The organism is Paracoccus sp. P2 (assembly GCF_046335115.1).
Classification (GTDB): Bacteria; Pseudomonadota; Alphaproteobacteria; order Rhodobacterales; family Rhodobacteraceae; genus Paracoccus; species Paracoccus pantotrophus.
Map to the genome: position 1 here is coordinate 45,670 of NZ_JBGOSN010000013.1, position 13,151 is coordinate 58,820.

Genomic DNA, 13,151 nt, shown 5'->3' on the forward strand with positions numbered 1-13,151 from the left:
GCTTCGCTTAACGGTCTGGTCCTGTAACCTGGCCAGCATCTCGTAGGGGGCTGACGGTGTGAACCGCTCCGGGTTCTCCGGAGGCTGATTTCGGTTAGTTACGCGGCCATGTCTTCAGTATCCAGAGCGGCGTGGAAGCTTGCCTCCGCTTCCGCTGGCGGGATGTTTCCGATCGGCTCGAGAAGGCGGCGGTTGTCGAGCCAGTCGACCCATTCGAGGGTGGCATACTCGACAGCTTCGAAACTGCGCCACGGCCCGCGTCGATGGATCACCCCGGCCTTGAAGGGACCGTCGATCGTCTCCGCCAAAGCGTTGTCGCAGCTGTCGCTGACGCTGCCCCAGATGGTTCGATGCCGGCCTCGCCCAGCCTCTCGGTGTATTTGATCGACAGGTATGGCGACACGCGGTCGGAATGGTAAACGAGCCCCGCGCCCGTGACCGGTCGCCGATCATGCACGGCCTGTTCCAAGGCTTCGAGCACGAAGCCTGCGTGAGCTGTTTGGCTCGCCCGCCAGCCGACGATCCGGCGTGCGTGGGCGTCGATGACGAAAGCCACATACACGCAACCCCTCCAGGTAGCGACCTAGGTGAAATCGTCGTCCATTGGGCTCCCCGCCGTCGCCACGCACAGGGTGAACCATGGTCCGCAAACCAGGTCGAGGGCCGACTTCTTCAGCAACCTGATAGGGCGGGCAGAATGCAGGATATGCGACTACGCCGCGCTGGTCGCCGTTGCATCCGAGTGGATCGATGCGGTGAACAGGGCACGCGGTGATGTTCACTAATGCCACGACCGTCCGCTTCGTTCCGCAAAGCGGACATCCGCATATCCGACCCTCAGATCCAGCCCGCCAGATTCTCGGCGATCACGGTCGCCAGCACGTCGATATGCGCGGGCTCGGCGTTCAGGCAGGGGATATAGGTGAACTCCTTGCCGCCGGCATGTTCGAAGGCCTCGCGGATCTCGCCCTGGATCTCTTCCAGCGTCTCGATGCAATCGGCCGAGAAGGCGGGCGAGATCACCGCGATCTCGGTGATGCCCTGCTTGGCCAGTTCGGCCACATGCTCGACCGTATAGGGGCGCAGCCATTCCTCGGTGCCAAAGACCGACTGGAAGGTGGTGTCGATCACACCCTCGTCCCAGCCCAGCCGTTCCCGCAGCAGGCGCGAGGTCTTCTGGCACTGGCAATGATAGGGGTCGCCCTCCATCAGGTAGCGTTTCGGCATGCCGTGATAGCTGGCGACCAGCTTTCTCGGCTGGCGGCCGCCAAGCGCGCGTTCGACCGAGGCGGCCAGCGCCGCGATATAGTCCGGCCGGTCGAAATAGGGCGGCACGGTGCGCGAGGCCGGCTGCCATTTCTGCGTCATCAGCGCCCGGAAGAACTGGTCGTTCGCCGTCGCCGTCGTCGCCCCGGCATATTGCGGATAGAGCGGGAAGAACAGGATGCGGTCGCAGCCCGCCTTGACCATGCGCTCGACCACGTCCGGCGTCGAGGGATTGCCGTAGCGCATGCAGAAATCGACCATGACCCGGTCGCCCCACAGCGCCGAGGCCCGCTCGCGCAGCGCCGCCACCTGCTGCTTGGTGATGGTCATCAGCGGGCTTTCGTTCGCCTCGTTGTTCCAGATCAGCCGGTAGTTCGCTCCCGAGGTGAAGGGCCGCTTGGACAGGATGACAGTCTGCAGCAGCGGCTGCCATTTCCAGGCGGGATAATCGATCACCCGCTTGTCCGACAGGAACTCGCTCAGATAGCGCCGCATCGGCCAGTAGTCGGGCGAATCGGGCGTGCCCAGGTTGGCGACCAGCACGCCAATCTTGCGGGCTGGGATGTTCGGATGGTCGGCTGGGGCGTACTCGGTAAAGGTCATTCGGGCTTTCTCGTGCTGGCAAGAGCTTCGGCAAGCGGCATCCGGGCCGAGCCGGGCCGAAGCGGTTTCTGCTGACTGGCATCGGGCGCCCATCCGGTCAGGAAGACCAGATCGAAGGTGGCCCGGATGCGCGTTTCATCCTGCGGGTCGGGATGGTTTTCGGCATAAAGCGCGGCGGCGCGCAACAAGACATCTCGTCGCGTCGGGCGCCGCAGCCGCTGGGCCAGCGCATTGCCCTCGCCCATGGCGCGCAGGTCGCGCGCCAGATGGAACAGGCTGCGATAGCTGGCGATCTGGGTGATCTGGTCGGCGACCGGCAGCGCCAGGCCCGCGCGCGGCAAAAGCCCGCCCAGGTCGCGGATCTCGCCCATGGGCAGGACGCGGGGCGACAGGCCGCCCGTCACCTCGGCCTCGGCGCGGGTCAGCGCGTCGCGCAGCTCGTGCAGGCTGCGCCCGCCGGGACAGGCGGCGATGAACAGCCCGTCGGGGCGCAGCGCGCGCGCCGCCTGGGCGATCTGGCCCACCGGATCCTCGGCCCAGTGCAGCGCCAGGGCATGGATCACCAGGTCATGCGCCCCCGGTTCCAGCGCCAGAACGGGCGTATCGGCGACGATCGCCGCGCTGGGCATGGCATCGCGCCAGAACTGCGGCTGGCCGGTGACGACGGCGACGGCGCTAAACCGTCTGTTAACCTCTGCCAGCCTATCCTCGATCTCGTCGGCGACGATTCGATGCAGGAAATCGACCGGCCCCAGGCGCAGGGCGCGGGCGCGGTTGCGCTCCAGCGCGCGGCGATCGGTCAGGCCGGGAACGGAAGAGGTGGGATCGGGCATCATGGGGGCTGAACATAGGGGGCTTCGCGGCCTGATGAAAGGCGCATTGCGGCTGGTCTATCCGCCGCAATGCCTGTGCTGCGGCGCGCCCGTCGCCGACGAGGGCGGGCTGTGCCCGCCTGCTGGCGCGAGGCCGATTTCATCACCGGCACCTGCTGCGCGCGCTGCGGCGCGCCCTTGCCTGGCGACGGGGCGGGCGATGCGGCGGACGCGGCGGCGGGGTTGCTGGTCTGCGACGACTGCCTGAGGGTCCGGCGGCCCTGGCAACAGGGCCGGGCGGCGCTGGTCTATCGCGGCAGCGGCCGCAGGCTGGCCCTGATGCTGAAGCATGGCGACCGGCTGGACCTGGCACCCGCGCTTGGCGGCTGGGTGGCGCGGGCGGCCCTGCCGCTGCTGCGGCCGGAGACGGTGGTGGTGCCGGTGCCGGTGCATCTGCGCCGGCTGCTGAAGCGCAAGTACAACCAGGCCGAGATGCTGTCGCGGCATGTCGCCCGCGCGCATGGGCTGGCGCATCTGCCCGGCGCCCTGCGGCGGCTGCGGCATACGCCGATGCAGGACCATGGCAGCGTCGGCGACCGTTTCGCGAATGTGGACGGGGCGATCGGCGTGCCGGCGCGCATGGCGGCGCAGGTGCAGGGTCGGGCGGTGCTGCTGGTCGATGACGTGATGGCCTCGGGGGCAACGCTGGCCGCCTCGGCCGATGCGCTGGCGGCAGCGGGCGCGGGGCCGATCTCGGTCGTGGTTCTGGCGCGGGCGGTCAAGGATGCCTAGATAGGAACCGAACCATGAATCCGGGACGCGCATATCTATGGCCAAGGTCGAACTCTATACCACCCCCACCTGCCCCTATTGCATTGCCGCGAAATCGCTGCTGCGCAAGAAGGGCATCGCCTATCACGACACCGATGTCAGCCGCGATCCGCAGCTGCGCGCGGCAATGACCCAGCGCGCCGGCGGCCGCCGGACCGTGCCGCAGATCTTCATCGACGGCCGCCATGTCGGCGGCTGCGACGATCTGCATGCGCTGGACCGCCAGGGCCAGCTGGATGCCATGCTGGGCCTGACCGCATGAGCCAGGCGCTGACCGCGGGGCTGGTGCAGCTGAGCGTCTCGGACGATCCCGAGCGCAACCTGCCGGTCACGCAGGCGCTGGTGCGCGAGGCGGCGCGGGGCGGGGCCGGCTGGGTGCTGACGCCCGAGGCGACCAACCTGCTGGGTGCCGGCCGCGAGCGGCAGGAGCAGATTCTGCACATCGAGGCCGAGGATCCGACGCTCGCGGCATTGCGCGAGGATGCGCGCGAGCTGGGCATCTGGCTGCTGATCGGTTCGCTGTCGCTGAAGACCGGCGATCCGGGCGAGAGCCGCTTTGCCAATCGCAGCTTCCTGATCGCACCGGACGGCAGCATCCGGGCGCGCTATGACAAGCTGCACATGTTCGACGTGACCGTGTCAGAAAGCGAATCCTATCGCGAATCGGCGGCCTTCCGGCCGGGCGGGCGGGCGGTGCTGGCCCAGGGGCCCCTGCCCGTCGGCATGACCGTCTGCTACGACCTGCGCTTTCCCGCGCTTTACCGCGCGCTGGCCCAGGCGGGGGCCCAGGTGCTGACCGTGCCCGCCGCCTTCAACGACACCACCGGCGCCGCGCATTGGGAGGTGCTGTTGCGCGCCCGCGCCATCGAGACCGGCTGCTTCGTCCTGGCGCCCGCGCAATGCGGCAGCCATGCAAGCCATGCCGAGCCGGACCGCCGCCCGCGCCGCAGCCATGGCCACTCCCTGGCCGTCGGGCCCTGGGGAGAGGTGCTGGCCGATGGCGGCACCGAGCCGGGGGTGAGCTTCGTGACGCTTGACCCGGCGGCGGTTCTCGGGGCACGGTCCCGCATCCCTTCCCTGACGCATGACCGGAACTTCGCGGGCCCATGATCCACAAGACGCAAGACAGCCCGCATGGCCATGCCGAAGCCTCGGCCGATGCCCTGGCGGCCAGCCTGTTTTCCGAGGTGTTCATCGCCGATCAGCTGGCGCGCGACCTGATCGGCAAGGCGCTGCCCAAGGGCATGCAGATCTCGCATTTCTCGGTTCTGAACCTGCTGGCGCATCTGAATGTCGAGCGCACGCCGGCGGAACTGGCCGAGGCGTTCCACGTCACCCGCGGCGCCATGACCAACACGCTGTCGCGGCTGGAATGGGCGGGGCATATCCATATCCGCCCGGACTGGGACGACGCGCGGCGCAAGTTCATCGCCATCAGCCCGGCCGGGCGGGCGGCGCGGGACGCGGCCCTGGCCGCCTTCATGCCGCGAATCGCCGATGTGGTGCGCGATGTCGGCGCCGACCGGGTGCGCGCGGCGCTGCCGGTCCTGCGCATGCTGCGCAAGCAGCTGGAAGAGACGTTGCGTCACGAATCGCGCGGCGGGCGCTGAGCCCGCCGGTCGCCCGGTCGCAGGAGTATCTGGAAAACGGTGAAGACCGGCGCGGGCCCGCCCGGCCGCGCCGCTGCTGCCGGGTATTTGCGGAACGAAGAAGTCAGCCGTCGCGCAGGGCGGTCATCGCATAGTTCACCGACAGGTCGCGATGCGACAGCGACCAGCTCCAGCCCAGCGGGTTGAAGACCATGCCGCAGCGGTCAACGACGCGCAGCCCCGCCGCCTCGGTCATCCGCGCCAGCTCGTCGGGGGTGATGAAGCGGCGCCAGTCATGCGTGCCCCTGGGCAGCCAGCGCATGATCCATTCCGCCCCGAGAATGGCGGCGCCGAAACTGCGCGCGGTGCGGTTCAGCGTGGACTGGATCAGCATGCCGCCAGGCGCCACCAGTTCGCGGCAGGTGGCGATGAACTGCGCCGGGTCGGCGACATGCTCGACGATCTCCAGCGCCATCACCACGTCGAAGCGATGTCCCTCGGCTGCCAGCGCCTCGGCCGTGGTGGCGCGGTAGTCGATGGCGAGATCCTGTTCCCCGGCATGCAGGCGGGCGATGGCGATATTGCCCTCGGCCGCGTCGGCGCCGGTGACGGTGGCGCCCAGCCGGGCCATCGGCTCGGCCATCAGCCCGCCGCCGCAGCCGATGTCGAGCAGACGCAGCCCCTCGAATGGCGCGGGGGCGGAAAGGTCGCGGCCGAACTGCGCGGCGATCTGCGCGGTGACATAGTCCAGCCGCGTCGGGTTCAGCATGTGCAGCGGCTTGAACTTGCCGCTCGGATCCCACCATTCCCGCGCCATGGCCTGGAACTTGGCGACCTCGGCCGGGTCGATGCTGCTGGGGGCCGGGTTGCTGGGGGCCGGGTTGCTTGGGGCTGGTCTTTCGGTCATCTGGCCGTCCTTCATGTGGCGGGCGCATGCGAGGCGCTATATAGTGGTGCCATGGACAGATTGGCAGGGCAAATCGGCGGCACACCGTCGCATGGCAGGCTGCACCCGATGGTCGAACCCTTCGACCGCCGGGTGATCGGGGTCGGCGAAGGCCACCAGCTGCATGTCGAGCAAAGCGGCAATCCCGACGGCGTGCCGGTGATCGTGCTGCATGGCGGGCCCGGCGGCGGGTGCAGCCCCTATATGCGGCGCTTCTTCGACCCGGCGCATTACCGGGCGGTGCTGTTCGACCAGCGCGGCTGCGGCCGTTCGCAGCCCCATGCCGCGGTCGCGGCCAACACCACCCAGCACCTGATCGCCGATATCGAGACGATCCGCCGCAGCCTGGGGATCGAGCGGGCGATCCTGTTCGGCGGCAGCTGGGGCGCGACCCTGGCCTTGGCCTATGCCCAGGCCCATCCCGAGCCGGTCGAGGCGCTGGTGCTGCGCGGGGTCTTCCTGGGCCGGCGCGCCGAGCTGGACTGGTTCTATGGCGGCGGTGTCGCGCGCTTCTTCCCCGACCGCTGGGCCGAGTTCCAGGCCCCGATCCCCGAGGCCGAGCGCGGCGACATGATCGCCGCCTATCACCGGCGCCTGTTCAGCGGCGACCGCGGGCAGGAGACGCGCTTCGCCCTGCCCTGGCTGGTCTGGGAAAACGCCCTGGCGGGGCTGGAGATCAATGGGCCGGGCCATGCGCCGCCCGATTATGCCCGCACCTTCGCCCGGCTGGAGAATCACTATTTCGCCCATGACTGCTTCCTGACCGAGGGCCAGCTTCTGCGCGACCGCCACCGCATCGAGCATATTCCCGCGGTGATCGTGCAGGGCCGCTATGACATGGTCTGCCCGCCGGCGACCGCCTGGGAACTGGCCCAGGGCTGGGACAGGGCCGAGTTGCGGCTGGTCCCCGCCTCGGGCCATGCGCTGAGCGAGCCGCGAATCGCCGCCGAGCTGGTGCGGGTCATGGACGGTTTCCGGGATGTGGCAAGGCGGCGCTGACCCTGTCGCCAAGGGCCGCGGGGCCGCCGGTTTCCGGCCCCCGCGGGGCGGGCGGCCGGCGCCGCGCCGGTTTTCCTTGCAATCCCCGGCACGGGGCCCTATATGCGGCTCAACAGCGGCGCAGGCGTCCACAACCTGCCCACCGGTAAGACGCACGGGCCGCCTAGGCCCGTTTTTTGTATTTGGGGGATCAGCATGAGCGACCTCATCGCCAAGACCGCCATCGACCGGCGCCTGGCCGAGATCATCGCCCCGGTCATCGAGGATCTGGGTTTCGAACTGGTGCGCATCCGCCTGCAAGGCGGCAAGACCGCCACGCTTCAGATCATGGCCGACCGTCCCGAAGGCGGCATCAATGTCGACGACTGCGCCGACATTTCCACCGCCGTCAGCGCGATGCTGGATGTCGAGGATCCGCTGGAGGACGCCTATCACCTGGAGGTTTCCAGCCCCGGCATCGACCGGCCGCTGACCCGGCTGAAGGATTTCGAGACCTTCGAGGGCTACGAGGCGCGGCTGGAGACCAACCAGCCCATCGACGGGCGCAAGCGTTTCAAGGGCGTGCTGGCTGGGGTCGAAAAGGGCGAGGGCGGCGACGAGGTGCTGCTGAACATCGAGGAAGGCGGCGAGACCCAGACCATCGGGCTGAACTTCGACTGGCTTTCCGATGCGAAGCTGGTGCTGACCGACGAGCTGATCGCCGAGATGCTGCGACAGAAAAAGGACGCGGGCGTGCAGATCGAGAATCTGGACGAGACCGCCTTTGACGAGATCGAAACGGAAGCCGGCGAAGACAACGCCGCCGCGAAGGAGTGAGGAATGGCCATCACCTCTGCCAACCAGCTTGAACTGCTGCAAACCGCCGAGGCCGTTGCACGGGAAAAGATGATCGACCCCGATCTGGTGATCGAGGCGATGGAGGACAGCCTGGCCCGCGCGGCGAAGTCGCGCTACGGCTCGGAAATGGACATCCGCGTCCATATCGACCGCAAGACCGGCAATGCCACCTTCACCCGCGCCCGCACCGTGGTCGAGGATGATGCGGTCGAGAACTACCAGGCGCAATTCACCGCCGACCAGGCCCGCGCCTATTTCGAGCCCTCGAAGGACGGTCGCGCCCATTGGCTGCGCGACGGCCAGGTGCTGACCGATTTCTCGGGCAAGCCGCAGCCGGGCGACGTGTTCGAGGAGCAGGTGCCGCCGGTCGACCTGGGCCGCATCGCCGCGCAATCGGCCAAGCAGGTGATCCTGCAGCGCGTCCGCGAGGCCGAGCGCGACCGGCAATACGAAGAGTTCAAGGACCGCGCCGGCACCATCATCAACGGCGTCGTCAAGCGCGAGGAATACGGCAACATCATCGTCGACGTCGGCCGCGGCGAGGCGATCCTGCGCCGCAACGAGAAGATCGGCCGCGAGAGCTATCGCCCGAACGACCGCATCCGCGCCTATGTCAAGGATGTGCGCCGCGAGGCCCGCGGCCCGCAGATCTTCCTGTCGCGCACCGATCCGCAATTCATGGCGGAACTGTTCAAGATGGAAGTGCCGGAGATCTATGACGGCGTCATCGAGATCAAGGCCGTGGCCCGCGACCCGGGCTCGCGCGCCAAGATCGCCGTGATCAGCTATGACAACTCGATCGACCCGGTCGGCGCCTGCGTCGGCATGCGCGGCAGCCGCGTGCAGGCCGTCGTCGGTGAATTGCAGGGCGAAAAGATCGACATCATCCCGTGGTCCGAGGATCAGGCGACCTTCCTCGTGAACGCGCTGCAACCCGCCGAGGTGGCGAAGGTCGTCTTCGACGAGGACGCCACCCGCATCGAGGTGGTGGTGCCGGACGAGCAGCTTTCGCTGGCCATCGGCCGCCGCGGCCAGAACGTGCGGCTGGCCAGCCAGCTGACGGGCCTCGACATCGACATCCTCACCGAAGAAGAGGAATCGAAGCGCCGCCAGGCCGAGTTCAACGCCCGCACCAAGCTGTTCATGGACACGCTGGACCTGGACGAGTTCTTCGCCCAGCTTCTGGTCGCCGAGGGCTTCACCAACCTGGAAGAGGTGGCCTATGTCGACCTGGACGAGCTGCTGTCGATCGAGGGCGTGGACGAAGGCACCGCCGAGGAATTGCAGACCCGCGCCCGCGAGCATCTGGAGGCCGCCAACAAGGCCGCGCTGGAGAACGCCCGCGCCCTTGGCGTCGAGGACAGCCTGATCGAGTTCGAGGGCCTGACCCCGCAGATGGTCGAGGCCCTGGCCAAGGACGGCGTCAAGACGCTGGAGGATTTCGCCACCTGCGCCGACTGGGAACTGGCCGGCGGCTGGACCACGCAGAACGGCCAGCGCGTCAAGGACGACGGCATTCTGGAACCCTTCGGCATCAGCCTGGAAGATGCGCAGACCATGGTGATGACCGCCCGCGTCATGCTGGGCTGGGTCGACCCGACCGAGTTCGAATCGGCCGACGAGGCCGGGGCCGAGGGCGACGAACAGGAGGCCGGGGTGTAACGCCCCGGAAACCGGATGACACGCGGGGGCCGTATCAAGGACCGCGAGACGCCCGAACGGCGCTGCATCGTCACGGGCGAGGTTCAGCCCAAGGCTGGGCTGATCCGCTTTGTCGCGGGCCCCGATGGCGAGGTGGTGCCGGATCTGGCCGAAAAGCTGCCCGGACGCGGCTTCTGGGTCGTGGCCGACCGGCAAGCCTTGGACAAGGCTGCCGCCAAGGGCTTGTTTTCGCGTGGCGCCAAGGCGCGGGTGACCGCCCCGCCCGAACTGCTGGCGATCATCGAATCCGGGCTGGCGCGGCGGGTGACGGACACGCTGTCGCTGGCGCGCAAGGCCGGGCTGGCGGTGGCCGGCTTCGAGAAGGTCAAGGATTGGCTGGCGGCCGGCAAGGCCAAGGTGCTCTTGCAGGCCAGCGACGGGTCCGAACGCGGCAAGGGCAAGCTCTGGACCCCTCCGGGGGGCCGGTGGTTCGGCTGCATGACCGCATCAGAATTGGGTTTGTCCTTTGGGCGCGATCATGTCATACACAGCGCGCTTGCGCCGGGGGGCCTGACCGAAAAATTGATCAGGGACGCGAGCAGACTGACGGGTCTGCGCGGGCATGACGGCGGTGCACCCGCCGGGAAGGAATGAAGATCGGATGAGCGATACTGACGGAAAGAAACCCCTGGGTCTTGGTGGCGGCCGTTCGGGCCATGTGAAGCAAAGCTTCAGCCACGGCCGGACCCATAACGTGGTCGTCGAGACCAAGCGCAAGCGCGTGGTCGTGCCCGGCAAGGCCGGCGGCGCGGCCGGTGGCGGGCGCTCGGGCTCGCCCTCGGCCGTGTCGGGCGACCCGTCGAAGCGTCCCGCCGGCATCTCGGATGCCGAGATGGAACGGCGCCTGGCCGCGCTGAAGGCCGCCAAGGCCCGCGAGGTCGAGGAAGCCGCGCAGCGCGTCGCCGAGGAAAAGGCCCGCGAGGAAGAGCGCGAACGCCGCCGGCTTGAAGCCGAGGCCAAGGAGCGCGAGGAACGCGAACGCGAGGAAGCCCTGCGGCTGAAGGCCGAGGAAGATGCGCGCCGCGCCCGCGAAGCCGAGCTGCGCGAAAAGAAGAAGGCCGAGATCGCCAAGCCCAAGGCCGATGCGCGTCCGGCGACCCCTGCCGACCGCGCCGCCGCCGAGGCGGCCGCCGTGCGCGCCGAGACCAAGGGCGTCAGCGCCGCCGGCCCGCGCAAGACCGACCGCGACCGCGACACCCGCGGCCCCGCCGACGACCGCGACAGCCGCAACAAGGGCCGCGAGGACAGCCGCCGCACCGGCAAGCTGTCGCTGTCGCAGGCGCTGGACGGCGAAGGCGGGCGCCAGCGCAGCCTGGCCGCGATGAAGCGCAAGCAGGAAAAAGCCCGGCAAAAGGCCATGGGCGGCCACCAGCGCGCCGAAAAGCAGGTGCGCGACGTGCAGCTGCCCGAGACCATCGTGGTCTCGGAACTGGCCAACCGCATGGCCGAGCGCACGCCGGACGTCATCAAGTCGCTGATGCGCATGGGCATGATGGTCACGGCGAACCAGTCCATCGACGCCGATACCGCCGAACTGGTGATCGACGAATTCGGCCATCGCGCCGTGCGCGTCTCGGATGCGGATGTCGAGCAGGTGATCGACCAGGTCGAGGACCGGCCCGAAGATCTGAAGCCGCGCCCGCCGGTGATCACCATCATGGGCCATGTGGACCACGGCAAGACCTCGCTTCTGGACGCGATTCGTCATGCCAATGTCGTCTCGGGCGAGGCCGGCGGCATCACCCAGCATATCGGCGCCTATCAGGTGAAGGCGTCGAACGGGGCGCTGCTGACCTTCCTCGACACGCCCGGCCACGCGGCCTTCACCTCGATGCGGGCCCGCGGCGCGCAGGTGACGGATATCGTCGTGCTGGTGGTCGCCGCCGATGACGCGGTCATGCCGCAGACGGTCGAGGCGATCAACCACGCCAAGGCCGCCAATGTGCCGATGATCGTGGCGATCAACAAGGTCGACAAGCCGGATGCGAACCCGCAGAAGGTGCGCACCGACCTGTTGCAGCACGAGGTGGTGGTCGAGGCCATGTCGGGCGAGGTGCAGGACGTCGAGGTCTCTGCCAAGACCGGCCAGGGCCTGGACGAGCTGCTGGAGGCCATCGCGCTGCAGGCCGAGATCCTGGAACTGAAGGCCAATCCCGACCGCCCGGCCCAGGGCGCGGTGATCGAGGCCAAGCTGGACGTGGGCCGCGGTCCGGTCGCGACCGTGCTGGTGCAGAACGGCACGCTGAAGCGCGGCGACATCTTCGTCGTCGGCGAGCAATGGGGCAAGGTCCGCGCGCTGATCAACGACAAGGGCGACCGCATCGACACTGCCGGCCCCTCGGTCCCGGTCGAGGTGCTGGGGCTGAACGGCACGCCCGAGGCCGGCGACGTGCTGAACGTGGTCGAGACCGAGGCGCAGGCGCGCGAGATCGCGGATTACCGCATCCAGGCCGCCAAGGACAAGCGCGCCGCCGCCGGTGCCGCGATCACGCTGGACCAGATGCTCGCCAAGGCCAAGGCGGACGAGAGCGTCGCCGAACTGCCGGTGGTCATCAAGGCCGACGTGCAGGGCTCGGCCGAGGCCATCGTCCAGGCGCTGGAAAAGATCGGCAACGACGAGGTGCGCGTCCGCGTGCTGCATTACGGCGTCGGCGCGATCACCGAATCGGATGTCGGCCTGGCCGAGGCCAGCCAGGCGCCGGTCATCGGCTTCAACGTCCGGGCCAATGCCCCGGCGCGGAACGCCGCCAACCAGAAAGGGGTCGAGATCCGCTATTACTCGATCATCTACGACCTGGTGGATGACATCAAGGCGGCGGCCTCGGGCCTGCTTTCCGCAGAGGTGCGCGAGAACTTCATCGGCTATGCCGAAATCAAGGAAGTCTTCCGCGTCTCGGGCGTCGGCAATGTCGCCGGCTGCCTCGTGACCGAGGGCGTGGCGCGTCGCTCGGCCGGCGTGCGCCTGCTGCGCGACAACGTGGTGATCCACGAAGGCACGCTGAAGACGCTCAAGCGCTTCAAGGACGAGGTCAAGGAAGTGCAATCCGGCCAGGAATGCGGCATGGCCTTCGAGAATTACGACGACATCCGCAAGGGCGATGTCATCGAGATCTTCGAGCGCGAGGAAGTGCAGCGCCAGCTGTGATCCCCGCGGACAGCGGCAAAGGGGGCGGGCCTGCGGGTCCGCCCTTTTTCATGCCCGGACCCCGGCAGGAACGCCCACCTGCCGACATGGCAACGCCGACGCCTTGCGTGCGCCGCCTTCTCCGTTTCCCCAATACCCCCGCCGGAGGCCGGCGACAGGGCAAGCGAAAAACAGAACGGGGCCCGCAAAGGGGCCCCGTTCCGCGATCATGGACACGTTGCTGTCGCCTCAGGTCAGGACGGGCTTGCCCTCATAGGTCTTGCTGCCTACTCGGACCACGATGTTCCCGTTCGCCTGCTGCCGTTCAAAGATCCCCTGGACCGAAATGCAACTGCCGATCGTGATCGTGCGAATCATGTCCGATCTCCTCCTCTACAGGATTTCAGAATTGTCGCAAAATCGTCAAATGTTAACCGGGAATG

At 68.2% G+C, this 13,151-nt stretch carries 12 protein-coding genes and 2 pseudogenes; 9 read left to right on the top strand and 5 right to left on the bottom strand.

The genetic code is table 11. The annotated features are described in order from the left end of the window. Positions 1-98 precede the first annotated feature (98 nt). The 3 genes and pseudogenes from ACDP63_RS10430 to ACDP63_RS10440 all read right to left on the bottom strand — a co-directional run. Positions 99-583 (bottom strand): annotated as a pseudogene (locus ACDP63_RS10430) (DDE-type integrase/transposase/recombinase); the annotation flags it as partial. 254 nt (positions 584-837) lie between these two features. Then, the gene (hemH, locus tag ACDP63_RS10435) at positions 838-1,869 is read right to left on the bottom strand and encodes a ferrochelatase (protein WP_024843987.1); all 1,032 of its coding nucleotides are present in this window, start codon (positions 1,867-1,869) and stop codon (positions 838-840) included. Beyond that, the gene (locus ACDP63_RS10440) at positions 1,866-2,705 is read right to left on the bottom strand and encodes a methyltransferase domain-containing protein (protein WP_024843988.1); all 840 of its coding nucleotides are present in this window, start codon (positions 2,703-2,705) and stop codon (positions 1,866-1,868) included. The genes hemH and ACDP63_RS10440 overlap by 4 nt, the downstream gene beginning before the upstream one ends. Positions 2,706-2,736: 31 nt before the next feature. On the opposite strand from ACDP63_RS10440, the pseudogene ACDP63_RS10445 reads away from it, so the two are divergent. The 4 genes and pseudogenes from ACDP63_RS10445 (at position 2,737) to ACDP63_RS10460 (ending at position 5,122) form a co-directional block, all read left to right on the top strand. Continuing rightward, positions 2,737-3,473: pseudogene (locus ACDP63_RS10445) on the top strand (double zinc ribbon domain-containing protein). Between the two features lie 37 nt (positions 3,474-3,510). Further along, complete coding sequence (grxC, locus tag ACDP63_RS10450) at positions 3,511-3,774, top strand: glutaredoxin 3 (protein WP_024843990.1); 264 nt, start codon at positions 3,511-3,513, stop codon at positions 3,772-3,774. Then, a complete protein-coding gene (locus tag ACDP63_RS10455; protein WP_177209304.1) occupies positions 3,771-4,622 on the top strand; it encodes a carbon-nitrogen hydrolase family protein in 852 nt (283 codons plus the stop codon). The genes grxC and ACDP63_RS10455 overlap by 4 nt, the downstream gene beginning before the upstream one ends. Beyond that, positions 4,619-5,122, top strand: a complete 504-nt coding sequence (locus tag ACDP63_RS10460) for a MarR family winged helix-turn-helix transcriptional regulator (RefSeq protein WP_024843992.1) — start codon at positions 4,619-4,621, stop codon at positions 5,120-5,122. Before ACDP63_RS10455 ends, ACDP63_RS10460 begins: the two co-directional genes overlap by 4 nt. A 103-nt stretch (positions 5,123-5,225) precedes the next feature. Here the strand turns inward: ACDP63_RS10460 and ubiG are convergent, their stop codons facing one another. Further along, entirely contained in the window at positions 5,226-6,008 is a 783-nt protein-coding gene (ubiG, locus tag ACDP63_RS10465) for a bifunctional 2-polyprenyl-6-hydroxyphenol methylase/3-demethylubiquinol 3-O-methyltransferase UbiG (RefSeq protein ID WP_051419417.1), read from the bottom strand. Positions 6,009-6,059: 51 nt separating this feature from the next. Between ubiG and pip the strand changes: the two genes are divergently transcribed. From pip to infB, 5 genes are all read left to right on the top strand, one after another. Then, positions 6,060-7,046, top strand: coding sequence for a prolyl aminopeptidase (pip, locus tag ACDP63_RS10470; protein ID WP_024843994.1), 987 nt, complete (start codon positions 6,060-6,062; stop codon positions 7,044-7,046). A gap of 195 nt (positions 7,047-7,241) precedes the next feature. Beyond that, entirely contained in the window at positions 7,242-7,862 is a 621-nt protein-coding gene (gene rimP, locus ACDP63_RS10475; RefSeq protein ID WP_024843995.1) for a ribosome maturation factor RimP, read from the top strand. A gap of 3 nt (positions 7,863-7,865) precedes the next feature. Continuing rightward, positions 7,866-9,545, top strand: a complete 1,680-nt coding sequence (gene nusA, locus ACDP63_RS10480; protein ID WP_024843996.1) for a transcription termination factor NusA — start codon at positions 7,866-7,868, stop codon at positions 9,543-9,545. A 15-nt stretch (positions 9,546-9,560) separates the two neighbouring features. Then, entirely contained in the window at positions 9,561-10,178 is a 618-nt protein-coding gene (locus ACDP63_RS10485) for an RNA-binding protein (RefSeq protein WP_024843997.1), read from the top strand. A 7-nt stretch (positions 10,179-10,185) separates the two neighbouring features. Then, positions 10,186-12,729, top strand: coding sequence for a translation initiation factor IF-2 (gene infB / locus ACDP63_RS10490; RefSeq protein ID WP_024843998.1), 2,544 nt, complete (start codon positions 10,186-10,188; stop codon positions 12,727-12,729). A 228-nt stretch (positions 12,730-12,957) separates the two neighbouring features. On the opposite strand, the gene ACDP63_RS10495 is transcribed toward infB, so the two are convergent. Continuing rightward, positions 12,958-13,086, bottom strand: a complete 129-nt coding sequence (locus tag ACDP63_RS10495; RefSeq protein WP_024843999.1) for a hypothetical protein — start codon at positions 13,084-13,086, stop codon at positions 12,958-12,960. Between the last annotated feature and the right edge of the window lie 65 nt (positions 13,087-13,151).